A 24,662-nucleotide genomic window follows, 5' to 3' on the forward strand; every position below is an offset into this window, starting at 1 on the left:
TTACACGTCAAACCGATAAAATCTGCACGAACGGTCAAGTAGTTTTTCTCCTTAAACGCCCGCTGTTTAGCGCGAATTACTATGAGCCTGCGCCGCTCTGCCAAGCCATATGACTACGGTGCGGATTCCGCGCTGACTCGGACACCCATTCCACGCACATCCGGACAGTGATTCCACGCTGATCCGGACACCCATTCCACGAGCATCCGGACACTGATTCCACAGCCATCCGGACACTTTCTGGCAGGCAGCTACGCAGGATTTATTCACTACCATTGGCCTCTTTTTCGAAGCAGAGAGGTCGTCGTGGAGCGTTTATCCATGCGTAAAATCCGTGAAGTGTTGCGCCTCAAGTTCGATTGCGGGCTGTCTGTCCGTAAGATCTCCCGCAGTCTGGGCATAGGTCACAGCAGTGCCGGTGATTACCTTTGCCGATTCACGGCCTGCGGCCTCTCCTGGCCGCTCCCTGCTGAGTTGTCCGACGCAGAGCTGGAGCGGCGCCTGTTCCCGCCACCGCCGGAGATCCCCTCTGAGCAACGACCAACTCCCGACTGGGCCTGGGTGCATGCCGAGCTGCGCCGACCAGGCGTGACCCTGGCACTGCTCTGGCAGGAGTATCGGCTGGGCCAGCCACAGGGCTTCCAGTACAGCTGGTTCTGCGAGCACTACCGGGCCTGGGCCGGCAAGGTCGATGTGGTGATGCGCCAGGAGCACCGCGTCGGCGAAAAGCTGTTCGTCGACTACGCAGGTCAGACGATGCCGGTGATCGACCGTCACAGCGGCGAGATCCGCCAGGCGCAGGTATTCGTCGCGGTACTCGGTGCCTCCAGCTACACCTTCGCCGAGGCCACCTGGTCGCAGCAGTTGCCGGACTGGCTGGGCTCCCATGCCCGTTGCTTCGCCTTCCTCGGCGGGGTGCCGGAGATCGTGGTGCCGGACAACCTGCGCAGTGCGGTGAGCAAGGCCCATCGCTACGAACCGGACATCAACCCCAGCTACCGCGACTTGGCCGAGCACTATGGCGTGGCGGTGGTGCCGGCGCGGGCGCGTAAGCCCCGCGACAAGGCCAAGGCCGAGGTCGGCGTGCAGGTGGTCGAGCGCTGGATCCTCGCCGCCTTGCGCCATCGCCAGTTCTTCTCCCTGGACGAGCTCAACACGGCCATCGCCGTGCTGCTGGAGCGGCTCAACCAACGGCCGTTCAAGAAGCTGCCGGGCTCCCGGCAGTCGGCCTTCGCCAGCCTGGATCGCCCGGCTCTGCGCCCGTTGCCGGAGCAGCCCTACGTCTATGCCGAGTGGAAGAAGGCGCGGGTGCACATCGACTACCACGTCGAGGTTGACGGGCATTACTACTCGGTGCCCTACCAGCTGGTGAAGAAGCAGCTGGAGGTGCGCCTGACGGCCCGCACCGTGGAGTGCTTCCACGCCAACCAGCGGGTGGCCAGCCACGTACGCTCCCTGCACAAAGGCCGGCACAGCACGCAGACCGAGCACATGCCCAAGAGCCATCGCGAGCATGCCGAGTGGACGCCTCAACGGCTTATCCGCTGGGCCGAGCAGACCGGCCCGAACACCGCCGGCGTAATCAGCCACATCCTCGAACGGCGCGTGCATCCGCAGCATGGCTACCGCGCTTGCCTGGGCATCCTGCGCCTGGGCAAGCACCACGGCGAAGAACGGCTGGAAGCCGCCTGCCAGCGCGCCCTAAGCCTCGGTGCCTGTAGCTACAAAAGCCTCGAATCGATTCTGCGCCAAGGCCTGGAAAACCTGCCGCTGGCTCAACAGAACCTACCCCTACTACCGGACGACCACGCCAACCTGCGCGGCCCCGGCTACTACCACTGAACAAAGGAATCCCACCATGCTGCCTCACCCGACCCTGGACAAGCTGCAAACCCTGCGCCTGCACGGCATGCTCAAAGCCCTCGCCGAGCAACTGAAAACACCCGACATCGACAGCCTGAGCTTCGAAGAACGCCTCGGCCTGTTGGTCGATCGCGAGCTGACCGAGCGCGACGACAAGCGCCTGAGCAACCGCCTACGCCAGGCCCGGCTCAAGCACAACGCCTGCCTCGAAGACATCGACTACCGCGCCCCGCGCGGGCTGGACAAGGCGCTGATCCTGCAACTGCGCAGCGGCCAGTGGCTGCGCGACGGCCTCAACCTGATCATCGGCGGCCCCACCGGCGTCGGCAAAACCTGGCTGGCCTGCGCCCTGGCCCACCAGGCCTGCCGGGACGGCTGCAGCGTGCGCTATCTGCGCCTGCCACGGCTGCTGGAAGAACTGGGCCTGGCACATGGCGACGGCCGCTTCGTCAAGCTGATGAGCAGCTACGCCAAGACCGACCTGCTGATCCTCGATGACTGGGGCCTGGCACCGTTCACCACCGAACAGCGCCGCGACATGCTGGAGCTGCTGGACGACCGCTACGGCCAACGCTCAACCATCGTGACCAGTCAGATGCCGGTGGACAACTGGCACGAACTGATCGGCGATCCGACCCTGGCCGACGCCATCCTCGACCGCCTGGTGCACAACGCCTACCGGATCAACCTGAAGGGAGAGTCGATGCGCAGGCGGGCGAAGAAATTGACGACGCCGGGCACCTCAGACTAACAATGCATATCCTGCGTCGCTGCGCTCCGACTGCCTGTCCGGATGACCGTGGAACAGGTGTCCGGATCAGCGTGGGCTGAGTGTCCGAATGGCGTGGAATCCGCAACTACGGCTGGCAGAGCGGCGTGATGGACTCAAACCAGGCCCAGCACCTTGAGAATAAAGGCGTATTCCAGGGCGGCGTCCTTGAGTGCCTGATAGCGGCCGCTCATGCCGCCGTGGCCGGCGTCCAGTTCGGTTTTCAGCAGCAACAGGTTGTTGTCGGTTTTCTGCGCACGCAGCTTGGCCACCCATTTGGCGGCTTCCCAGTACTGCACGCGGCTATCGTTGTAGCCTGCCACCACGAGAATCGCCGGGTAGGCCTGAGCCTGGACGTTTTCGTAGGGCGCGTAGCTTTTGATGCGCTCGAATACCTCGGGCTGGTTTGGGTCGCCCCATTCGTCGTACTCGGTGACGGTCAGCGGCAGATCAGGGTTCTGCATGGTGTTGAGCACATCGACAAACGGCACTTCGGCGATGGCGGCGGCGAACAGCTCGGGGCGCTGATTGAGCACTGCGCCTATCAGCAAACCGCCGGCGCTGCCGCCGCTGATAACCAGTTGCTGCGCGCGGGTATAGCCGGTGGCGATCAGGTGCTCGGCGCAGGCGATAAAGTCGCTAAATGTGTTCTGCTTGTGTTCCAGCTTGCCGGCGCGGTACCAGGCTTCGCCCAGTTCACCGCCGCCACGGACATGGGCGATGGCAAACACGAAGCCGCGATCAAGCAGCGACAAGCGGGCATGGGAGAACCAGGGGTCGAGGCTTTCGCCGTAAGCGCCATAGCCGTAAAGGTAGAGCGGGGCAGAGGTGCCGAGCACTTCGCGCTTGGCCACCAGGCTGATTGGCACCTGGCTGCCATCGGCGGCAGTGGCCCACAGACGTTGGCTGACATAGCTGTCGGCATCGAACGGGCCGAGCACCGGGGTCTGTTTGAGCACAATTTGCTCGCCCGTGGCCAGTTCCAGCTGACGCACCTGGGCCGGGCGATTGAGCGCTTCATAGCGCAGGCGAATCGCCGGGCTGTCGAACTCCAGGCTGTCTTGCACATACAGGCTGTAGGCCGCGTCCGGTATCTGCACGCGGTAGGCTGCCAGCCCCTGCGGTTGTACCTCGATAATCGGCAGGCCGCTCTCGCGCAGGCTCAGCACCAGCGCTTGCTGATTAAGGCTAAAGCCTTCGAGCATTACCTCTGGATCATGCTCGCGCAGCAATTGCCAAACACTGCGGTTCGGCGTTGTTTCGCTGGAGCTGAACAAAGCGAAGTTGATGCCGTGCTGGTTGCTACGGATCAGCCAGCTCCACTGGCCATTCAGGGTGCCGTGGTCCACGTCATATTCGTGGCCTTCTTCGCGTGGGGCCACGCAGCTGAAAGCTGCTTGCGGAGTGGCAGCATCCAGCACCCAGGCCTCGCTGGTGGTTTTGCTGCCCAGCTGCAGGATCAGTTGGCGTTCGGAGCTGCTGCGGTAGCAACTGAGAAAGAAGCGCCCGTCCGGCTCGTGGAACACCAGTTCGGCTGAGTCAGTGCCGAGGTGATGGCGATACAGCTTGTGCGGGCGGTGGGTGTCGTCCAGCTCGCCGAAGAACAGCGTCTGGCTATCATTGGCCCAGGTTATGCTGCCGTCGCATTCCTCGAATGGCAGCTCGATCAGGCTGTCGTCGGCCAGCTCCTTGACGAATAGCTGATAGGTTTCCTCGCCGCTGGTGTCCAGGCTGTAGGCCAGGCGCTGATGGTCGGGGCTGATGCTAAAGGCGCCGAGCGAGATAAAGCCGCCATCGGCCAGGGCGTTGGGGTCGAGCAGCAACTGCTCGCTGGCCTCATCGACAGTCAGCGAGCCGTCGACGGGTTTGCGGCAGCGGTAATGCCGTGGGTATTCATCACCAGCGGTGGTGCGCTGGTAATACAGATAGGCCCCCCAGGGCGACGGCAGGCTGAGGTCGGTTTCGCGGATTCGCCCCTTGATCTCCTGAAACAGGGTTTCGCGCAGTTGCAGTTGTTCGCTGAGCTGTTGCTCCAGGTAGGCATTTTCCGCCTTGAGGTGATCAAGCACCTCAGCGCTGTCGCGGTTTTCCAGCCAGCGGTACGGGTCGGCAGTGTTGTCGAGGCGGGCGATAGGGGCGTGGGACATGAAACAACTCCTGTGGATGACGGCCGACAGCGGGGACGCCGAAGCAGGCAAAAGCCGTTATCATAAGCGCCACTTCGCCCGTCGGCTGCTGAAATCTGCGCTTGTGCGCGTGCGTCACCGACCGGTCTTCAATGCCAGAGACTTTGCGTTTTATGACTGAAAACGACTACCTGCTTGCCTGGGGCGCCTACCTACTGGCGGCCTTCGGTTGCCTGTTGGTGTGGTTTCGCCTAACCAGCTGGATGTGGCGCTACCTGCGCGAGCCGCTGCGTGTGCTGGTATTTGTGCTGCTGTTCAGCCCGACCATCGTCGACCCCGGTAAGGAGCAGTTCGCTCCGGCGATTGCCATTACCGCCATGGACCTGCTGCTGGATGTAGGCAATAACGTCTGGCGCGCAGTGGCGGACCTGAGCATGTACACGTTGATCGTGTTTGTCCTGTACCTGCTGTTTGTCGCCGTGCGCTGGCCTGTGGAGCGCTGGTGGCAGGCGCGCAATGGGCCTGCCCCGATTGCCGATGGCGAGCCGACTCTGCGCGAGATGATGACGCGTGATGAGCAGGATTTCGGCGACACTCGTTACGATGCCCGTGGTGACCGCAGGCTGCGGGTCGAGCCGCGACTGTAACTCAAGCTTGTGCCGCTGCCCTTGCGCCAATGCACGCAGCCGTTCAGCATGGCCCACCAGAAATTGAGCAGGACATCAATTTTTTGACCAATGACGGGCCGACCGCCAATCAGCATGTGCCGCACCTGTATCTGCACCTGATTCCACGGCGCAGCGGCGATGTTATGCAGTTGCTCTGGCACACCTTGATGCGTTTTCTGCCCTTGACGCGCACACGCATCGAAACGCGTCTGGCAATTGAAGCGCAGCAGTTGCGCGAGGCGTTACGCAATGTGTGAATTGCTGGGTATGAGCGCTAATGTGCCGACCGATATCGTTTTCAGCTTTACCGGCCTGATGCAGCGCGGCGGGCGTACCGGCCCGCACCGTGATGGCTGGGGCATGGGTTTTTATGAAGGGCGCGGCCTGCGTCTGTTTCAGGACCCGCGCGCCAGTAGCGAATCAGAGGTGGCGCAGCTGGTGCAGCGCTATCCGATCAAGAGCGAAGTGGTGATCGGCCATATTCGCCAGGCCAATGTCGGCCGCGTCTGTCTGGCCAACACCCATCCGTTCGTACGCGAGATGTGGGGGCGTAACTGGTGCTTTGCGCACAACGGCCAACTGGCCGATTTTTCCCCGCGTCAGGATAACTACCGACCGATTGGCGACACCGACAGCGAAGCGGCTTTCTGTGATCTGCTCAATCGCCTGCGTCACGCCTTTCCCGAACCGGTGGCGGTTGAGGCGTTGCTGCCCACCCTGATCATTGCTTGCGCTGGCTATCGGCAGCACGGCGTATTCAATTGTCTACTCAGTGATGGCGACTGGCTGTTCAGTTTTTGCAGCAGCAAGTTGGCGCATATCACCCGGCGCGCGCCATTTGGCCCAGCGCATTTGAAAGATGCCGATATGCAGGTGGATTTCCAGGCGCAAACCACGCCCAATGATGTGGTCAGCGTGTTGGCGACCGAGCCGTTGACCGATAACGAAAGCTGGACGCTTTACCAGCCAGGTGAGTGGCGTTTATGGCGTGGCGGTGAATGTGTGGCGCAAGGCATAACGGACTGAATTGGGGGAGGGGACATGTTTAGAAGCTATCTGCGGTTGGCCTTGTTTGCCCTGGGGTTGCTGGTTGGGGTGCAGGTGCCGGGTTTTATCGACGACTACAGCAAGCGCGTTGAAGCCCATCGCGTCGAATCGGAACAGGGCCTCAAGGGTTTCCGGGAAACGGCTCGGCGCTTTTTCAAAGGCGATCTGGTGGCTTTGGTCGGCCATTATCAGGCCAGCGCCGATCCGGTGATGCGCAGCGATGCCCAGAGCGTGGGGATCCTGGTCGAGCGCTCGGCATTCCTTGAGCGCGAATCCAAGGCCATGCAGGGGCCCTGGTACGGTCAGGTTTGGCATCTGGCGACAGCGGCAGACCATGAGCTGCTGGAAGAAACTTTCGCTGCCTACCGCTATCAGGTGTTGCTGGCCCCCGAGGCCATCGCCTGGGGTATTGCCTGCGCCATGCTACTGGCCTGGCTGCTGGAAAGTCTGGTGCTGTTGATCGGTATGCTGTTTGGTGCCGGCCGCAGCCAGAAAGTGCAGCAGCGGCACTGGCGCTGAGGTGAATCACACCAGGGCTGGCAAGAGCCCTTGGTGTTTCTGCTGCTTCGCGTCTTAAGCCGGTTTGCTGCCTTGAACGCCGGCAGCCTCGCTAACAGTCGTCAGGGTCGGCAATCTTTTAGGCTATGTCTAAGTTAACTGTTGCGATGGTCTAAACTGAGTTGTGATGTCTCCGAATGCGAGGGATTGATCATGAAAGCGATTCAGTTTTCACGGTGGGTAGCCCAGCTGCCCACCCTAACGCCAGAGCAGCGTCGTCAGTTGAGCACCAGCCTTTCGCACACTGGCGTGCTTACGCAGGACGTAATCAAAGCCCCCAGCCACTGCCCACATTGCCAGTCCAAAGAACTGCGCCCGTGGGGCACCAGTGGCGACCTGCCTCGGTATCGCTGCAAAGCGTGTGGCAAAACCAGTAATGCTCTGACGGGCACTCCTATGGCGCGATTGAGAAAGCGTCATCTGTGGCAAGACTATGCCGAGGCGTTGACCCAAAGCCTGAGCGTACGCAAGGCCGCAATCCATTGTGGCGTCAGCAAGAACACGGCTTTCCTGTGGCGGCACCGGTTTCTCTCTCGAATTGCTGATCACCAGGCCCGGCATGCATCGGGCATTGTCGAGGCGGATGAGACCTTCTTCCTGGAGTCCTTCAAGGGCCAGAGAGAGCTGCCCCGCCCACCTCGTAAGCGCGGTGGAAGTGCCAAGCGGCGCGGGTTGTCTGCCGAGCAGATCCCAGTGTTGGTGGTGAGAGATCGTAGTGGCCAGCAGGCTGACTTCAAGCTGGAAAAGCTTGATGCACGCCACGTCGGGGAGCGACTGCGCCCGCTGATAGACGCGGACGCGATTCTTTGCACCGACAGCGCAGGTGTCTATGCCCACTTTGCCAAAGCAGAGGGCATTACTCATCGACCGATCAACCCAAGTCAGAAACGCCGAGTTGATGGCGCTTTCCACATCCAGAACGTGAACGCCTACGATAGTCGGCTCAAGAGCTGGATGATTCCTTTTCATGGTGTGGCCACCAAATACCTGACGAATTATTTAGGCTGGCGGCGCCTGCTTGAACGCTACAAAACGCAGCTCAACCCGTTGATTTGCTTGGGTGAGTCGCTGGGATATAGGGCCACGCAACAGTTAACTCAGACATAGCCATCTTTTACGCCGCGACACCAGCAGCACCCCCACTAGCACCAAACCAGCTCCCGCCAGCTGGGCAAACGACACCGGCTCCGACAACAGCATCCAGGCGAAGACAATCGTCAGGATCGGCCCCAGTGTGCCAATCAGCACCGTGCGTGCCGAGCCAATCAGCCGTAGCGCGGCGGATTGCCAGAAGATCGGCAGCACCGTGGAGAAGATCGTCATCGCCGCGCTGTAGGCATACACCTCAACCGGCAACTGCAGTGCGCTGAATGGCTGGGTCGCGAGAAAGTGCAGTTGCGTGGCAAAGGTCGACACGATAATGGCCAGCGCGGCAAAGCGAATAGTGCCCAGGCGGTGAATCGCCACCTCAGCCCCGGCGCTGTAAAGCGCATAAGACAGCGCCGAGCCAAACACAAACGCGGCACCGATCAACACCGTGTGCAGGTCTTCCGCCACCTGCAGGTCGTGGGCGAACGCCAGACCAATGCCCGCGTAGGTCAGCAGCAGCGCCGCAACCTGGCGCTTCTCCAGACGCTTGCCCATAAACAGCACGCCGATCAGCACCGTCATGGTTGGGTAGATAAACAGAATCAGGCGCTCCAGCGCCGCCGAGATGTACTGCAGGCCAATAAAATCGAGGATGCTGGCCCCGTAGTAGCCCAACAGGCCCAGGGCGATCAGCATGCCCCAGTCTTTGCGCGTCAGCGGCGGTGCAGCACGACACAGCCACAGCGTGGCCCACAGCGCGAAGGGCAGGGCGAAACTCATGCGCAGCGCCAGCAATGTGACCGCGTCCACGGGTGCGGCGGCGTAGGCCAGCTTGACGAAAATCGCCTTGAACGAGAAACCGAAGGCGGCGAGTACCGCCAGTGCGATGCCTAAGCGTTCGGCTGACCAGGTTTTCCATGGCATGTTGAGTAAACCCCTAACGAGTTGTGCTGTGCCGAATGATGCTGGGGTTAGTATCCTTGTGGAATTGGCTTTTCCATAAGTGATCGTTCGGATTTAACCAACGCTATGCACTACGACCTGATTGACCTGCGTCTGTTTGTCGCCATTGCCGAAGCGAAGAATTTAACCCGAGGTGCCGAGCGCGTGCATCTGGCGGCGTCTTCGGCCAGCCATCGCATGCGCGTGCTGGAAGCGTCGATTGGCACGCCGCTGCTGCTGCGTGAGCCGCGTGGCGTTAGCCTGACCCGTGCCGGTGAGGCGTTGTTGCGCCATGCACGCCAGGTGTTTGCCCAGCTTGAGCAGATGCATGCCGACCTCACGCCCTACGCTAAAGGCGTACGCGGGCATGTCAGCCTGTGGGCCAATACCCACGCTACCCATACCTTTCTACCCGACAGCCTCGCGACCTTTTTGCAGCATCATCCGCAGGTCAGTATCTCCTTGGAGGAGCACACCAGCCCACATGTGCTGATGGCGGTGGCGCGCGGCGAGGTGGAAGTTGGCGTGGTGGCGGGGACGATTGCGGACGTTGAAGTTGAGCTGATCCCTTACCGGGCGGATCGGCTGGTGCTGATTGCACCAACTGATCATCCACTGGCAACGCAGGCCAGCAGCCTGTTTGCCCAGGTGCTGGATTACCCCTTTGTAATGCTGCATTCCGGGTCGGCGATTCACACCTTTACCATGAATGCCGCTGCCGCGCTGGGGCGACATCTTGAGGTGCGGATTCAGGTGCGCAGCTTCGAAGCGGTGTGCCGCATGGTCAGCGCCGGGGTTGGTATTGGCATGGTGCCGCGCAGCGCGGTAACTGCTGGCGCGTCGCTGGCGGTGATTGAGCTGGAAGAGCCCTGGGCGCAGCGAGACTTGAAGGTTTGTGTGCGCAAACGCGAATTGTTATCGGGGTTTGCTGCGGCATTGGTTGACTGCCTGACCGCTAGCAGCAATTCCTTGTAGGTGAGGGCCATGCCCGCGAACCGCACGAGTATCAGACACTTTCGCGGTCATGGACCGCTCCTGCATAGGGTGCGGTATATGGTGCGGTTTGGTTCCGTCTCCCTCTGTGGGGGAAACAGAGCAGCCGCGCAACACATATCTGGGACATAGCGAAACAAAACGGGCCCCGCTGGGCCCGCTTGTTTTACTTGGAGAGAAACTTCATCCCGTCTTCCAGGCCCTGCAGAGTCAGCGGGTACATCTGATCTTCCAGCAGCTCGCGCATGATATTGGTCGAAGCGGTGTAGCCCCAGCTGTCCTTGGGGTAGGGGTTGATCCAGATAAGCTTCTTGTACTTCTCCATAAAGCGCTTGATCCAGACGTAACCCGGCTCTTCGTTCCAATGCTCGACGCTGCCGCCGGCCTGGGTGATTTCGTAAGGGGCCATGGCCGCGTCACCGACAAACACCACTTTGTAGTCCGCGCCGTACTTGTGCAGCAGGTCCTGGGTGGAGAAACGCTCGCTGGTGCGGCGCAGGTTGTTCTTCCACACTGACTCGTACACGCAGTTATGGAAGTAGAAATACTCCATATGCTTGAACTCGGTTTTGCAGGCACTGAACAGCTCTTCGCAGACCTTGACGTGGGCGTCCATCGAGCCGCCGATGTCGAACAGGATCAGCAGTTTCACCGCGTTGCGCCGTTCCGGGCGCATCTGGATATTCAGCAAGCCGCCGTCTTTCGCGGTGTGGTCGATGGTGCCGCTCAGATCAAGCTCGTCTTCGGCCCCTTGGCGGGCGAATTTGCGCAGGCGGCGCAGGGCCACCTTGATATTGCGCGTGCCCAGTTCGACCTGATCATCGAGGTTCTTGTACTCGCGCTGGTCCCAGACCTTGACCGCCTTACCCTGACGTTTGCCCGCATCACCCACGCGAATGCCTTCCGGGTTGTAGCCGCCAGAGCCAAACGGGCTGGTACCGCCGGTGCCGATCCACTTGTTGCCGCCTGCGTGGCGTTCTTTCTGCTCTTCGAGGCGTTTTTTGAACTCCTCGATCAGCTTGTCCAGGCCGCCGAGGGACTCGATCTTGGCGCGTTCTTCGTCGGTCAGCGAACGCTCAAATTCCTTGCGCAGCCACTCATCTGGGATCAACGCCTCGATGTGCTGGTTAAGGTTTTCCAGGCCCTTGAAGTAGGCGCCGAACGCGCGGTCGAACTTGTCGAAATGCCGCTCGTCTTTGACCAGGATGGTGCGCGAAAGGTAGTAGAACTCGTCCATATCGGCGAACACCACGTTGTGTTTCAACGCGTTGATCAGGTCGAGCAGCTCGCGCACCGACACCGGCACCTTGGCGGCGCGCATTTCATTGAATAGGTTGAGCAGCATACAAAAGTGCCCTCAGGGATACGGGGGGACAATTCCCTCTCCCTTGAGGGAGAGGGTTAGGGAGAGGGTGATACAGGCGGCAACCCTCTCCCCCGGCCCCTCTCCCGCAAGCGGGAGAGGGGAGCGAAGCCTTAGCGACTAGCGCGGCGGCTCATAAACGCCAGGCGCTCAAGCAGCTGCACATCCTGCTCGTTCTTCACCAGGGCACCGGCCAGCGGCGGGATGGCTTTGGTTGGGTCGCGTTCGCGCAGCACGGCTTCGCCGATATTGTCGGCCATCAGCAATTTCAGCCAGTCGACCAGTTCGCTGGTGGAGGGCTTTTTCTTCAGGCCCGGCACCTTGCGCACGTCGAAGAACACGTCCAGCGCTTCGGCGACCAGGTCCTTCTTGATGTTGGGGTAGTGCACATCGACGATCTTCTGCAGGGTCGCGCGATCCGGGAAGGCGATGTAGTGGAAGAAGCAGCGGCGCAGGAAGGCGTCCGGCAGTTCTTTTTCGTTGTTCGAGGTGATGATGATGATCGGGCGTTTTTTTGCCTTGATCGTCTCGTCGGTTTCGTAAACGTAGAACTCCATCTTGTCGAGTTCTTGCAGCAGGTCGTTGGGGAACTCGATGTCGGCCTTGTCGATTTCGTCGATCAGCAGGATGACCCGATCCTCGGATTCAAAGGCTTCCCAGAGCTTGCCCTTCTTGATGTAGTTACGCACGTCATGGACTTTGTCGCTGTCCAGCTGCGAGTCGCGCAGGCGGCTGACCGCGTCGTACTCATACAGACCCTGATGGGCCTTGGTGGTGGATTTGATGTGCCAGGTGATCAGGCGCGCGCCAAAGGATTCGGCCAGTTGTTCGGCCAGCATGGTTTTACCGGTGCCCGGCTCACCCTTGACCAGCAACGGGCGCTCCAGGGTTATGGCGGCGTTGACCGCGAGCTTGAGGTCGTCGGTGGCGACGTAGGACTGGGTGCCTTCGAACTTCATCGGTAAATCCTCGAACGGTAACGCGCAGGGCCAAGCCTGCGGGTTCAGTATTTGAAAAGCGGACTATAACGCGCGGCCCCGGCGACTGTGAACGCAGACGGGCCATTCAGTCACTGAATGGCGGGTCACCGGCCAGCTGTCACGGCTCCGGACTGTCAAAGCGACTGTCGAAGGCGCGCACGAAGGCGTTGCGCAGGATCGCCTTGAAGGCCTGCCAGCGGCTGACGTCATAGGTCTTGAGGTCGCCTTCGATATTTATCCGGGTGGCGAACTGATCCTTGCTCTGGTTTTTCAGCGCCCAACTGCCGCTGCCTACCAGTGCTTCCCAGATCCCGGCAAAAAAGCTTTTGTCCTTGGCTGCGGCATCCTGCTGCCAGTTGAAGATTTCCATATCGCGCAACAGCGGTTTGGCATAGCCCTTGAGCTTGCCTTGGCGGGCATCCAGCTCCATCACAAAATCGCCCTGGCCGGCGGAAAAATCGAAGCCGGCATAGGCGCGGGAAAAGCTGTTGAGCTGTTTGAGTTGAATATCGGTGATGCGCAAGCGCAGGTCGAAGTCATCCAGCTGGCCGAGCGTGTCGAAGTTGGCACTGACCTGTACCGGCGCCTGTTCGAAGACCTTGGCGGTGGCTTGCAGGCTGGCCGGGCGCGGATTGTCCGCGACGCTAACGTTGCTCAGGTTAAGGATGTGGCCGTTGATTTCGCTGGCCTGCAGGTCGACCGGCGGCTTAGCGGTGAAGTTGCGAAAGGCCAGGGTGCCATTGATTACGCGGATCTCGTTGATATGAATCGGCAACAGGCCCCTGAGCTGGGCGCGCCAGTCGACGCCTTCACCGGTTTGCGAGTTGGCGGCGGTACCGCCGTCAACAAAGTTCAGCTGGGGCCGCTCGAAGGCGATTTCGGCGACCACCGTGCGGGTTTCCCACAGTGCTCGCCAACTGATGGCCAGGTCGATGGCCGGCGCTTCGAGCAGTGGCACCGGCACCTTGCCATTGATTTTGACGATATTCAGGCCGTTGATGCGGTAGGCGCCGCGCCACCACGCCAGGTCGACATCGCTGATCTGGCCTCGGTAATCACCCATATTGGCCAGCCGGTCATTCAGGTAATCGCGCAGCAGCCAGGGCAGGGCGATATGCAGCGCCAGTAAGGCGATGGCCAGGGTGAGGAGTGTCCAGAGGGGGATGTGGTAGCGCTTCTTCATATAGAAACAGACTTATCCGATAACAATAGGTTTCCTGCCCGGCTGTGCGCATGGCTGGACTGCCGCCCAAACGGGCCTTAGGCTTGTGAGCTTACTCGGCAACGCATGAAAAAGGACCTCGCCATGAGCCGCATCTTCGCAGACAACGCACAAGCCATCGGTAACACCCCGCTGGTGATGATTAACCGCCTCGGGCCTAAAGGTGTAACCATCCTGGCCAAGATAGAAGGGCGGAACCCGGCTTACTCGGTGAAATGCCGCATCGGCGCGAGCATGATCTGGGATGCCGAAGAGCGCGGCGTGCTTAAACCGGGCATGACCATTGTCGAGCCGACCTCGGGCAATACCGGCATCGGCCTGGCGTTTGTTGCGGCAGCCCGTGGCTACAAGCTGCTGCTGACCATGCCCGCTTCGATGAGCCTGGAGCGGCGCAAGGTGCTCAAGGCCTTGGGCGCCGAATTGGTGCTGACCGAGCCAGCCAAGGGCATGAAGGGCGCCATCGACAAGGCTGCGGAAATCGCCGCTTCCGACACGGCCACCTATTTTATGCCGCAGCAATTCAACAACCCGGCCAACCCGGCCATCCATGAGAAAACCACCGGCCCAGAAATCTGGAACGACACCGATGGCGCGATTGACGTGTTGGTGTCCGGCGTCGGTACGGGCGGCACCATCACCGGTATTTCGCGCTATATCAAACAGACCCAGGGCAAGCCGATTCTGTCGGTGGCAGTCGAGCCGATTGGCTCGCCCGTCATTACCCAGACCATCGCCGGTGATGAAGTCAAACCCAGCCCGCACAAAATCCAGGGCATCGGCGCCGGTTTTGTCCCAGGCAACCTCGATCTGAGCATGGTCGACCGGGTTGAGTTGGTTAGCGATGATGACGCCAAAGCCGTTGCCCTGCGCCTGATGCGCGAAGAAGGCATCCTCTGCGGCATCTCCTGCGGCGCCGCCATGGCCGCTGCCCTGCGCCTGGCCAATGAGCCCGGCATGCAAGGCAAAACCATCGTGGTGATCCTGCCGGACTCCGGCGAGCGCTACCTGTCGAGTATGCTGTTTAGCGATATGTTTACTGAGCAGGAATTGCAGCAGTAAAGGTCTGCGTTCACAGAAAACCGCCAAAAGCTGGCGGTTTTTTGTGGGTGGTTGCTGATTGATTGGCTTAGATACGATGGGGATGGTTGTTCGGCAGAGTTGATGACCGGTAACTACAGGCTGAAATCGGCCAATGTCTGCCTATCGCGATAGGCCGGAGTCGGCCAAAAGCGAGCATTCAACCTCCAGGGCGTTGCCACAAACTATCGACTTGGAAGACTGCTGGTTTCCAGATGGCGGCTCCAAACGGTGGGCAAACCAGCATTAGAGCCAGCGACGCACCCGAGATTGATACGTATGGAATTCGCTGCCGAACAGGGTTGTCAGGGCGCGTTCTTCAGGTCTGATCTGGAAATGATTCATATACAGGACGAACCCCAGCACCCCGAGCAATGCAAAAGGCGAGGCCAGATAGCAGGCCCAGGCCAGCAATAACAGAGCAAAGCCGACGTACATCGGGTTGCGTGAGTATTGATAAATACCCGAGCGCACCAGTGCCGATGCAGTTTCGGGCTTCAGCGGATTGACGGTGGTCTGCGCCTGCCGAAACGACAGGACTCCGGCCACACTGAAGCAAACGCCAATGGCCAACACGAGCAGCGCTACCAAGACCCGCACCGTGAGCGCCAGGTCGAGGCCCGGCACATAGCGGGCGACCAGCCACATCAGCAGCCCGAACAGAGCCGTCACAATGGGCGGAGGTATCTTGTTTTCCAGTGCGCTCATAAAAACTCCCGAGTAAACCAGCCGTGGCATTTGCGCCTGTCTTGGTGTTTTAGCGCACTTTCTGCAATTCGCTCTGCACCAACTCCAGCAGAGGCTTTGGGCCGAACTTGGTCAGAAGCTTGCCGTTGACGAAAAACGTGGGCGTACCTTGAATCCCGACTTTCTTCACGTCCGCAGCATCTTTGGCCAGTATCTCGTTGATGGCTGGCGAGTTCATCGTGGCGCGGGCCTTCTCAACATCCAGCCCCACTGCTGCGGCCGCTTCCCAGGCTTTCTGTGCTTGCGCGTCGTCATGCCACTGCGGCTGAGCTTCCAGCACGGCGGCCAGCACCGGCTCGTAAAGCCCCTGCATGCGCGCCGTCTCCAGTAAGCGCACGGCCTCTTCCGAGCCTTGGTGGAACAGCACATAGCGCACGACCAGGCGCACGTCCTGCGGATACTGCGCCATGATTTGCTTCACGTAAGGGAAAAACGCCCGGCAGCTCTCGCACGAAGGGTCGAAGAACTCGACGATGGTGACCGGCGCGTTGATCGGCCCAATGATTGGTGAATGGAAACGTACCAACGAGCTGCTTGCCTGGGTGACTACCGGAGTCTCCTGGGGCGCTGAAAAGCGCTGATAGAGCATTGTCGCCGCGACGAATCCGGCAATGATTACTGCGCTGATGGTTAGCACGAGGGTACGTCTATTCATACAAGGGTTCTCCGACGAATCAGGGCGAGAAGCAATACGATGGCGGTGAACGCCGCCAGGGACAGTAGCGGTAACGGTACGCTGCCGAAAATCAGCATGTCGGCCCCGGAACAGGAGGTTCCGGCGCTACAAGGTTTTAGATCCTCGGGAATCACGCCGACGAACAGCAGGCAGTGATACAGGGCAATTACCCAGCCGATAACAGCCAGAGGCAAGGCGTACCACCAAACGGTAAAGTCGGCGCGATAGCAAGCGACAGTCAGCATGACCGCCAAAGGAAACATGAAAATCCGCTGAAACCAGCACAGCACGCATGGGGTTTTGCCCATGACTTCGCCGATAAACAAGGCAGCCAGGGTCGCGGCCACCGCCAATAGCCATGCGGCGAGCAATAACCCCCAGGGGCTAATGGTGGAATGCACAGGCTCTTTCACGCTCATCTACTCGTCCTTTTCCTTGGCTGGGGATGGCCCGCAACAGCGCTCTGCTTGAGTGCTGAGCGGCGGATTGCAGCAGGCGCTGGGTATGGACGCGGGCGGCGCTGCACTTGGCAAAACCGCTGCATGCCGACGCCATTCTGCCCAAGACTCAGCAAGCACCTGCCGCGCGGAATGCAGAAACAGCGCGGCGATGGCCAGCCCAATAATCACGTCCGGCCAGAGGGTTCCGGTAGCCGCAACCAGAATGGCGGCGATGATCACACTGGCATTGGCAATCAAGTCGTTGCGTGAGCACAGCCAGGTGGATTTCATGTTCAGGTCATCGCTGCGATGACGGTACAGCAGTGTGAAGCAGAGCGTGTTGGCGATCAACGCCGCCGCGCCCACCAGGCCCATCCACTGCGCCTCCGGAACGCCACCCATCACCAGCTTGCGTATGGCGTCAGCGATTACCAGCAGGCCGAACAGTAACATCAGGCTGCCCTTGAATAGCGCCGCGCCGGCACGAGTGCGCGCGCTGCGGTGCAGCACATACAGAGTCAGCGCATACACCGAGGCATCGCCGAACATATCCAGCGAATCCGCCAGCACCGCTGTCGAACCGATAACCCAGCCGGCGACAAACTCGACCAGAAACATCAGGGTATTGATCGCCAGAACGATATAAAGCACACGGCTTTGCTGGTCGCGTAACTGCGCCAGTTCGCTTGCCTTGTCTTCGCAGCAGCTGTCCATAACCGATCCTCGGGTGAGCTGAATACGGTTAGGATGAAGGTTATAGCGGCTATAAGGTCAAGCATCGATGAGCACGGCGAATTACACCATTGGCCAGTTGGCCAAGGCGACGGGCACCAAGGCGGTGACAGTCCGCTACTACGAGCAACTGGGCCTACTGCCCTCGGCCGGGCGCACGCCTTCGGGCTATCGCATTTATACGTATAGCGAGCGTGACCGCCTTCTGTTTATCCGCAGAGCCCGCTCACTGGGTTTCACTCTGGATGATGTGCGCGAACTACTGGGATTTGCCGATCAGCGCGATGCTTCTTGCGCTGCGGTAGATGCCAAAGTGGGTGAACAACTGCATCAAGTACGTGCGCGCATCCGTGACCTCGTGGCTCTGGAGGCCGAGCTGGAAAAACTGATCGCTTGCTGTCAGGGCGGTGTGATTGAGCAATGCCGAATAATCGATGCCCTGTCTTGTCACTAATCCATGCATACCTATGAGTGTCAGCTTTGGGTCGTAAGCCGCCGCTTACTGCTCGTCTAGGTAATTGATCTACGTGGCACGACCGCTTTGCAGCGCGTAGGGCAATGAGATGGACTCCTCCCTCCTACGGCGTCTATGCGCCAGACTGAGGTTGTCACAACCAAACAGCCACGAAGGGAGGAGTCACCATGAAACTTAAGCGAATCGGCATCGATTTGGCAAAACAGTTTTTTCAGGTTCACGGTGTAGATAGCCACGAACAAGTGAAATGCCGTAAGCAGCTCAAGCGTTCACAGATGCTGGATTTTTTCCGCCAACAAGAGCCGTGCCTGGTGGCGATGGAGGCCTGTGGTAGCTCGCATTACTGGGCGCGCGAGCTGGGCAAGTTGGGGCATGAAGTGCGGTTGATTGCGCCGCAGTTCGTCAAGCCCTATGTCAAGAGTGGTAAGAACGACGCCAACGACGCGGAGGCGATTTGCGAGGCTGCCAGCCGACCCACGATGCGTTATGTCGCGGTGAAGAGTGCCGAGCAGCAAGTCGGGCAGTCGGTGCACCGGATCAGAAGCCGGTTAATCAGGGCGCGTACAGCGTTGGTTAACGAGATACGTGGCCTGCTTGGCGAGTTCGGTTTGGTCGCGAGTCGCCAGGGAATAGCTGCTACCCGCGCGTTGTTGCAGCAGGCGCTGGACGAACACCAGACATTACCGGGCGAGCTGCACGAAATGCTGGAGCTCTTGCGTGATGAGCTGCAGGGGCAAGATGAGCGAGTCAAACAGTTGGACAGCATGCTTCACCGTCAGGTTAAGACGGATGAGCGTGTCCAGCGTTTGCTGCAGGTGGAGGGCGTTGGCCCGATCAGCGCGACTGCCGTGGTGTCGGCAGTGGGCGATGCACGGCAGTTCAGTTCGGGCAGACAGTTCGCGGCCTGGCTGGGGCTGGTGCCGAGCCAGCATTCAAGTGGCGGCAAAGAACGCCTGGGGCACATCAGCAAAAAGGGTGACTGTTACCTGCGCACGTTATTGGTCCATGGCGCTCGTGCGGTGCTGAAGACCTGTAAGGAAAAGACGGATCGACGCAGCACCTGGCTGCAGCAGTTGCAGTGTCGACGCAACACAAATATCGCCACGGTCGCCCTGGCGAACAAGAATGCTCGGATCATCTGGGCGATCCTCAGCAAGGGGGAAGACTATCAACCTGCCGAGGCGTAAACCTGAAGTACCCAAGCAGGAATGAAGTGACACCGTAGAAGATCCACCACGATTGCACAGTGACATGCAGTGATGACGAACCGGTCGAGCCGGCATGTGTAAAACCTGCTTTACCCACAGGCCCTCTGTAAACCAAGGCCGCTAGGGCGATCAGGAACACATGAGCGGATATTCATCATGGCTCAAGGCACCCAACGCCTTATTAGAAGCCGGATATACGGAAGCAGTCGTACCTAGGTTCGTTGGATGTGTATTTCACTGGCAAAACGGGAGGAGTCCATATATGGGTTGAGCGCAGCGATACCCATCATGTCGTCGATAAGGCTAGCGACCTTGGAAGCCTAATAGCCACATTATCCAGTTGCGCCCCTTGAAACAAAGCATGCTGCTGATATTGCCCTGCATGTCTATTCCGTCTATTCAGCGATGATGGGTATCGCTGCGCTCAACACCATCCTACAACGAGTTTCTCAGCGGTTACTTTTGGCCGACCTTTAGCAGTCGCCAGCGTGAGGCTTATTGAGCCAAAACACAGCCTTGCAGGCACGCTTGAATCTCGTCAAACAACGGACGCTCTGCAGGCTGCGGGTGGCTGCAGCGCGTATGCAGGTGCCACAAGCGAGTTTGTCGAGGGGGCTGGTCGTCTTTGTTGCAGCGCACTAATAACTCCTCCAGCAGGCAGGCAAAGGCTCGGGCCTCAAGTTGTTGCAGGGCGATTCCGCTTTTGCTCTGTGGGTCAAAAAACGATGCTGCGCCGAAGTCACCCAGGAGGGTTTGCCCGGCGGGGTCGACCAGCAGGTTATGGGCATATAAATCGCCGTGGAGGATGCCGCGTTGATGCAGGTGCACGACGGCCGCTGCTGTGTCGCGCAAAATGCGCGTGGCTTCTGCCATGGAGAAACGACGCTGCTCGGCGTAGCAGTCGCGCGTGCAGCTGGCGAGTGAGGGTGGCCCGGCCAGTGGTTGGAAGCTTGGCGCAATACGCTCCAGTAGCAGGCCGGGCGGAGCGTCCTGCAGTGCTTCCAGTGGGCCGGCAACGCTGATCAGGTTGTTGTGTTTACCGGCTGCTATACAGGCGGCCATCTCACTGTGGGCAAGGCCGTCGCTGGTTACATCACCTTTGAACAGTTTGACCGCCATGGCCTGTGCCGGCTGGTTGGGCTGCTGCCAGGTCGCACTGTGGATAATCCCCGAGGCGCCCTGGCCGAGTATTTCACCCAACTCAAGGGTGTCGCGGGCGATGGTTGGCAGTGGGTGTTGCTGAAGAGTTGCAGTTTCGCTGGCGTCACTGAATGGATTGCCGGCAAAGGCCAGCCAGCACAAGGCGGGTAATTGCGTGAGCCATGCTGGCAGATGCTCTAGGCGGTTAGCCGCAATGCGCAGCAGCTCCAAGCGCTGCAGCTTGGCCAGGCTTTCGGGTAGCGCGCGGAGCTGATTGCCCGCCAGCATCAGCTTTTGTAAGTGCGCACAGTCACCTAACTCAGGCGGTAGCTGCTGGAGTTGATTGTCGGTCAGGATCAGCCAGCGCAACGCGGGCGGCAGTGCCGTAGCGGGCAGGAGCTGAATGCGGTTGCTCTTGAAACCGATCATTTCTAGCTGCGTGCAGCGGCCCAATACCTCAGGCACTGAGGTGAACAGGTTGTTTGAGCAAAACACAATGCGCAGCTTATGCAGGCGCGCTAAGTCAGCGGGGAGGGCGCTGAGGCGGTTGCCCGAGAGGTTGAGCACTTCGAGGCTGTCGGCCAGAGAGAAAATTTCCTCTGGGAAGTCGGTCAGGTTGCAGCACAGGTCTAGCCGAGTAATGCCGGCCAGCTCGCCGCTGCGAAGTTGTTCAAGGCTGTGCATAAAGGCGCTAGGACTCGTGCAGTGGGAACAATCCCCAGTGCTATTGGGCTGGCAAAAGGTGTCAAAACGGCGGATGTGGGTTGAGCGGGCTGTCGCCCGCTGCCCTGTGTTTAGTTGTCGTAACCCAGGTTCGGCGCCAACCAGCGTTCGCTGACGTTGAGGTCCTGCTTCTTGCGCGCGGTGTAGCTTTCCACCTGGTCCTTGTCGATCTTGCCGACGGCGAAGTACTGCGCCTGGGGGTGGGCGAAGTACCAGCCGGACACCGCAGCCGCCGGGAACATGGCGTAGTGCTCGGTGAGGAACACACCGCTGGCACCGGCCTTGTTGAACTCGGCCGCTGGGTCGAGCAGGGTGAACAGGGTCTTCTTCTCGGTGTGGTCCGGACAGGCCGGGTAGCCGGGAGCGGGGCGGATGCCCTTGTAGGCTTCCTTGATCAGCTCGTCGTTGCTCAGCTGCTCGTCTGGCTCGTAGCCCCAGTAGGTGGTGCGCACCTCTTTGTGCAGCCACTCGGCGCAGGCCTCGGCCAGGCGGTCGGCCAGGGCCTTGACCATGATCGAGTTGTAGTCGTCGCCGGCCTCCTGGTAGGCCTTGGCCACTTCCTCGGCACCGATGCCGGCGGTGGTGATAAAGCCGCCCACGTAATCGGTGATGCCGCTGTCTTTCGGTGCAACGAAGTCGGCCAGGGAGAAGTTCGGCTTGCCGTCCGGCTTGATGGTCTGCTGGCGCAGGTGGTGCAGGGTGGCCAGGGGCTTGCCGTCATCGCCATACACTTCCAGGTCGTCGTCCTGCACCTGGTTGGCGGGCCAGAAACCGAAGACGGCGCGGGCGCTAATGAGTTTTTCGTCGATCAGCTTTTTCAGCATTTCCTGGGCGTCGGCATACAGCGCCGTGGCGGCTTCACCCACCACTTCGTCGGTGAGGATGCGCGGGAACTTGCCGGCCAGGTCCCAGGAGATAAAGAACGGCGTCCAGTCGATATACTCGGCCAGCACCTTGAGGTCGATATTCTCCAGCACCTTAACGCCGGTAAAGCTCGGCACAGTCGGCTGATAGGTCGCCCAGTCGAACTTGGGCTTGTTCTCTACCGACTTGGCGTAGCTCAAACGCTCGGTACGGGCGCTGCGGTTGGCGGTGCGTTCGCGTACTTCGATGTAATCCAGGCGTGTGCGCTCGACAAAGTCGGCCTTGAGTTCCTTGGATAGCAACTGCGTGGCCACACCCACCGCGCGCGAGGCGTCGGTGACGTAAACCACCGCATCGTTCTGGTACTTGGGCTCGATCTTCACTGCGGTATGAGCTTTAGAAGTGGTCGCGCCGCCGATCATCAGCGGCAGGTGGAAGCCCTGGCGCTGCATTTCGCGGGCGACATGCACCATCTCATCCAAGGACGGGGTGATCAGCCCGGACAGGCCAATGATGTCGCACTTCTCGGCGATGGCGGTTTGCAGGATTTTCTCCGCTGGCACCATCACGCCCATGTCGACGATATCGTAGCCATTGCAGCCGAGCACCACGCCGACGATATTCTTGCCGATGTCGTGCACATCACCCTTGACCGTGGCCATAAGGATCTTGCCCTTGGCCTCCGGCTTGTCGCCTTTTTCCAGCTCGATAAAGGGGATCAGGTGACCGACCGCCTGCTTCATCACGCGCGCAGATTTCACCACCTGGGGCAGGAACATCTTGCCGGCGCCAAACAGGTCGCCGACTACGTTCATCCCGCTCATCAGCGGGCCTTCGATCACTTCGATCGGCCGCGCGCACTGCTGGCGGCACTCTTCGGTGTCTTCGATGATATGGCTGGTGATGCCCTTGACCAGTGCGTGCTTGAGGCGCTCGACCACGCTCCAGCTGCGCCACTCTTCGGTCTCGGCTTCCTTGACGCTGCCGTCGCCCTTGTAGTTGTCGGCGATGGCCAGCAGGGCGTCGGTGCCTTCTGGCGTGCGGTTGAGAATTACATCTTCAACGCGGTCGCGCAGCTCTTTGGGAATCTCGTCGTAGATTTCCAGTTGGCCGGCGTTGACGATGCCCATGGTCAGGCCGTTCTGGATTGCGTAGTAGAGGAACACCGAGTGAATCGCCTCACGCACCGGGTTGTTGCCACGGAAGGAGAACGACACGTTGGACACCCCGCCGCTCGACAGGGCGTAGGGCAGGTGGTCGCGGATATAGGCGCAGGCCTCGATAAAGTCGACCGCGTAGTTGTTGTGCTCTTCAATCCCCGTCGCAACCGCGAAGATGTTCGGGTCGAAGATGATGTCTTCCGGCGGGAAGCCCACTTCGTTGACCAGAATGTCGTAGGAACGCTTACAGATTTCGCGTTTACGCGCGGCGGTGTCGGCCTGGCCGGCTTCGTCGAAAGCCATCACCACCACGGCGGCGCCGTAGCGCTTGCACAGCTTGGCGTGGTGCTTGAACTGCTCGACGCCTTCTTTCATCGAGATCGAGTTGACGATGCCCTTGCCCTGGATGCACTTGAGGCCCGCTTCGATCACTTCCCATTTGGAGGAGTCGATCATGATCGGTACGCGGGAGATGTCCGGCTCGCCAGCAATCAGATTCAAGAAGGTGACCATGGCCTTCTGTGAATCGAGCATGCCCTCGTCCATGTTGATGTCGATCACCTGGGCGCCGGCTTCCACCTGCTGCAGGGCCACTTCCAGGGCTTCGGTGTAGTTGTCCTCACGGATCAGCCGAGCGAATTTGGCTGAACCGGTGATATTGGTGCGCTCGCCAACGTTGATAAACAGCGAGTTGCGGTCGATGGTGAAGGGCTCCAGGCCGGACAGGCGACAGGCTTTGGGAATCTCTGGAATAGCGCGCGGCGGGTATTTGCTCACCGCTTCGGCAATCGCCTGGATATGCGCAGGCGTGGTGCCGCAGCAGCCGCCGATGATGTTCAAAAAGCCCGAAGCGGCGAACTCTTCAACCACCACGGCCATTTCCGCTGGGGTTTCATCGTATTCGCCGAAGGCATTCGGCAGGCCGGCGTTGGGGTGCGCGGACACACAGGTATCGGCCTTGGCCGCCAGCTCTTCCAGGTACGGGCGCAGGTCCTTGGCACCCAGGGCGCAGTTCAGGCCCACGGAAATTGGCTTGGCGTGGCGCACCGAATTCCAGAAGGCTTCGGTGGTCTGCCCGGACAGGGTGCGCCCGGAGGCGTCGGTGATGGTGCCGGAGATCATGATGGGCAGCTCGAAACCCTGCTGCTCAAAGACTTCCTGCACGGCGAAAATCGCCGCCTTGGCGTTAAGGGTGTCGAAGATGGTCTCGATCAGGATCATGTCCGCGCCGCCCTCGATCAGGCCACGTGTGGCTTCCACATAGTTCTCCACCAGCTCGTCGAAGGTGACGTTGCGGTAGCCGGGGTCGTTGACGTCCGGGGAGATCGAGCAGGTACGGCTGGTAGGGCCGAGGACGCCGGCAACGAAACGCGGGCGATCCGGGGTTTCCAGGGTCTTGGCATCGGCCACTTTACGCGCCAGGCGTGCGCCTTCGACGTTCAGCTCATAGGCCAGGGCCTGCATACCGTAGTCGGCCTGGGACACCTGGGTGGCGTTGAAGGTGTTGGTTTCGAGGATGTCGGCACCGGCATCCAGATAGGCCTTCTCGATAGCGCCGATCACGTCCGGACGGCTGAGGATCAGCAGGTCGTTGTTGCCCTTGACGTCGCTTGGCCAGTCGGCGAAGCGCGTGCCACGGTAGTCCTCTTCTTCCAGCTTATAGCTCTGGATCATGGTGCCCATGCCGCCGTCGAGGATCAGAATGCGCTCTTTGAGGGCTTGCTGAAGTGCTTTAAGGCGGGCGCTGCGATCGGACAGAGACATGGAGATAACTACCTGGGACGCGTGAAAAAAAGATGC

23 protein-coding genes are annotated in these 24,662 nt (G+C 60.2%); 12 read left to right on the forward strand and 11 right to left on the reverse strand.

Annotation, left to right across the window (positions count from 1 at the left end; all coding sequences use genetic code 11):
• Positions 1-321 precede the first annotated feature (321 nt).
• On the forward strand, positions 322-1,842 hold the full coding sequence (istA, locus tag AC0T4W_RS08675) for an IS21 family transposase (protein ID WP_476318161.1): 1,521 nt from the start codon (positions 322-324) through the stop codon (positions 1,840-1,842).
• Positions 1,843-1,858: 16 nt separating this feature from the next.
• The gene (istB, locus tag AC0T4W_RS08680; protein WP_476314780.1) at positions 1,859-2,614 is read left to right on the forward strand and encodes an IS21-like element helper ATPase IstB; all 756 of its coding nucleotides are present in this window, start codon (positions 1,859-1,861) and stop codon (positions 2,612-2,614) included.
• A gap of 134 nt (positions 2,615-2,748) precedes the next feature.
• Here the strand turns inward: istB and AC0T4W_RS08685 are convergent, their stop codons facing one another.
• Positions 2,749-4,779, reverse strand: a complete 2,031-nt coding sequence (locus tag AC0T4W_RS08685) for a S9 family peptidase (protein ID WP_476318553.1) — start codon at positions 4,777-4,779, stop codon at positions 2,749-2,751.
• Here AC0T4W_RS08685 and AC0T4W_RS08690 point away from each other — a divergent pair.
• From AC0T4W_RS08690 to AC0T4W_RS08715, 6 genes are all read left to right on the forward strand, one after another.
• Complete coding sequence (locus tag AC0T4W_RS08690) at positions 4,778-4,939, forward strand: hypothetical protein (RefSeq protein ID WP_476318555.1); 162 nt, start codon at positions 4,778-4,780, stop codon at positions 4,937-4,939. The two genes, AC0T4W_RS08685 and AC0T4W_RS08690, sit on opposite strands and share 2 nt — an antisense overlap.
• Positions 4,932-5,405, forward strand: a complete 474-nt coding sequence (locus tag AC0T4W_RS08695) for an MFS transporter (protein ID WP_476318557.1) — start codon at positions 4,932-4,934, stop codon at positions 5,403-5,405. The genes AC0T4W_RS08690 and AC0T4W_RS08695 overlap by 8 nt, the downstream gene beginning before the upstream one ends.
• A gap of 29 nt (positions 5,406-5,434) precedes the next feature.
• The gene (locus tag AC0T4W_RS08700) at positions 5,435-5,683 is read left to right on the forward strand and encodes an HIT domain-containing protein (protein ID WP_476318559.1); all 249 of its coding nucleotides are present in this window, start codon (positions 5,435-5,437) and stop codon (positions 5,681-5,683) included.
• A complete protein-coding gene (locus AC0T4W_RS08705; RefSeq protein WP_476318561.1) occupies positions 5,676-6,452 on the forward strand; it encodes a class II glutamine amidotransferase in 777 nt (258 codons plus the stop codon). Before AC0T4W_RS08700 ends, AC0T4W_RS08705 begins: the two co-directional genes overlap by 8 nt.
• A 15-nt stretch (positions 6,453-6,467) precedes the next feature.
• Positions 6,468-6,992: a DUF2937 family protein gene (locus AC0T4W_RS08710; RefSeq protein ID WP_476318563.1), complete on the forward strand. Its 525-nt coding sequence runs from the start codon at positions 6,468-6,470 to the stop codon at positions 6,990-6,992.
• Positions 6,993-7,184: 192 nt separating this feature from the next.
• Entirely contained in the window at positions 7,185-8,138 is a 954-nt protein-coding gene (locus AC0T4W_RS08715) for an IS1595 family transposase (protein ID WP_476315460.1), read from the forward strand.
• Here the strand turns inward: AC0T4W_RS08715 and AC0T4W_RS08720 are convergent.
• Positions 8,124-9,044, reverse strand: a complete 921-nt coding sequence (locus tag AC0T4W_RS08720) for a DMT family transporter (protein ID WP_476318565.1) — start codon at positions 9,042-9,044, stop codon at positions 8,124-8,126. The two genes, AC0T4W_RS08715 and AC0T4W_RS08720, sit on opposite strands and share 15 nt — an antisense overlap.
• A gap of 105 nt (positions 9,045-9,149) precedes the next feature.
• On the opposite strand from AC0T4W_RS08720, the gene AC0T4W_RS08725 reads away from it, so the two are divergent.
• Complete coding sequence (locus AC0T4W_RS08725; protein ID WP_476318567.1) at positions 9,150-10,037, forward strand: LysR family transcriptional regulator; 888 nt, start codon at positions 9,150-9,152, stop codon at positions 10,035-10,037.
• Between the two features lie 184 nt (positions 10,038-10,221).
• Here AC0T4W_RS08725 and AC0T4W_RS08730 read toward each other — a convergent pair whose 3' ends face one another.
• The 3 genes from AC0T4W_RS08730 to AC0T4W_RS08740 all read right to left on the reverse strand — a co-directional run bounded on the left by AC0T4W_RS08730 (position 10,222) and on the right by AC0T4W_RS08740 (position 13,581).
• Positions 10,222-11,400, reverse strand: a complete 1,179-nt coding sequence (locus AC0T4W_RS08730; protein WP_476318569.1) for a vWA domain-containing protein — start codon at positions 11,398-11,400, stop codon at positions 10,222-10,224.
• Between the two features lie 131 nt (positions 11,401-11,531).
• A complete protein-coding gene (locus AC0T4W_RS08735) occupies positions 11,532-12,377 on the reverse strand; it encodes an AAA family ATPase (protein ID WP_274086556.1) in 846 nt (281 codons plus the stop codon).
• Positions 12,378-12,516: 139 nt separating this feature from the next.
• Complete coding sequence (locus AC0T4W_RS08740) at positions 12,517-13,581, reverse strand: DUF748 domain-containing protein (protein ID WP_476318572.1); 1,065 nt, start codon at positions 13,579-13,581, stop codon at positions 12,517-12,519.
• A gap of 123 nt (positions 13,582-13,704) precedes the next feature.
• Between AC0T4W_RS08740 and cysK the strand changes: the two genes are divergently transcribed.
• Positions 13,705-14,679, forward strand: coding sequence for a cysteine synthase A (cysK, locus tag AC0T4W_RS08745; RefSeq protein WP_476318574.1), 975 nt, complete (start codon positions 13,705-13,707; stop codon positions 14,677-14,679).
• A gap of 264 nt (positions 14,680-14,943) precedes the next feature.
• Here the strand turns inward: cysK and AC0T4W_RS08750 are convergent, their stop codons facing one another.
• The 4 genes from AC0T4W_RS08750 to AC0T4W_RS08765 are packed head-to-tail and all read right to left on the reverse strand — an operon-like array spanning position 14,944 to position 17,274.
• Entirely contained in the window at positions 14,944-15,405 is a 462-nt protein-coding gene (locus tag AC0T4W_RS08750) for a methyltransferase family protein (RefSeq protein WP_476318576.1), read from the reverse strand.
• Between the two features lie 49 nt (positions 15,406-15,454).
• Positions 15,455-16,099 carry a DsbA family protein gene (locus AC0T4W_RS08755; RefSeq protein WP_476318578.1) on the reverse strand — a complete coding sequence of 215 codons (645 nt, stop codon included), beginning with the start codon at positions 16,097-16,099 and terminating at the stop codon, positions 15,455-15,457.
• A complete protein-coding gene (locus tag AC0T4W_RS08760; protein ID WP_476318580.1) occupies positions 16,096-16,539 on the reverse strand; it encodes a disulfide bond formation protein B in 444 nt (147 codons plus the stop codon). The genes AC0T4W_RS08755 and AC0T4W_RS08760 overlap by 4 nt, the downstream gene beginning before the upstream one ends.
• Positions 16,540-17,274 carry a cation efflux transmembrane domain-containing protein gene (locus tag AC0T4W_RS08765; protein ID WP_476318582.1) on the reverse strand — a complete coding sequence of 245 codons (735 nt, stop codon included), beginning with the start codon at positions 17,272-17,274 and terminating at the stop codon, positions 16,540-16,542. It lies immediately after the preceding gene.
• Between the two features lie 67 nt (positions 17,275-17,341).
• On the opposite strand from AC0T4W_RS08765, the gene AC0T4W_RS08770 reads away from it, so the two are divergent.
• On the forward strand, positions 17,342-17,746 hold the full coding sequence (locus AC0T4W_RS08770; RefSeq protein ID WP_476318584.1) for a MerR family transcriptional regulator: 405 nt from the start codon (positions 17,342-17,344) through the stop codon (positions 17,744-17,746).
• Positions 17,747-17,934: 188 nt separating this feature from the next.
• Positions 17,935-18,954: an IS110 family RNA-guided transposase gene (locus tag AC0T4W_RS08775; protein WP_476318586.1), complete on the forward strand. Its 1,020-nt coding sequence runs from the start codon at positions 17,935-17,937 to the stop codon at positions 18,952-18,954.
• A 516-nt stretch (positions 18,955-19,470) separates the two neighbouring features.
• Here AC0T4W_RS08775 and AC0T4W_RS08780 read toward each other — a convergent pair.
• Together AC0T4W_RS08780 and metH are read right to left on the reverse strand one after the other, a co-directional pair.
• Positions 19,471-20,799, reverse strand: coding sequence for a leucine-rich repeat-containing protein kinase family protein (locus AC0T4W_RS08780; RefSeq protein ID WP_476318588.1), 1,329 nt, complete (start codon positions 20,797-20,799; stop codon positions 19,471-19,473).
• Between the two features lie 110 nt (positions 20,800-20,909).
• A complete protein-coding gene (metH, locus tag AC0T4W_RS08785; protein ID WP_476323531.1) occupies positions 20,910-24,632 on the reverse strand; it encodes a methionine synthase in 3,723 nt (1,240 codons plus the stop codon).
• Positions 24,633-24,662: the final 30 nt, after the last annotated feature.

The organism is Pseudomonas sp. C7.1, assembly GCF_056312395.1.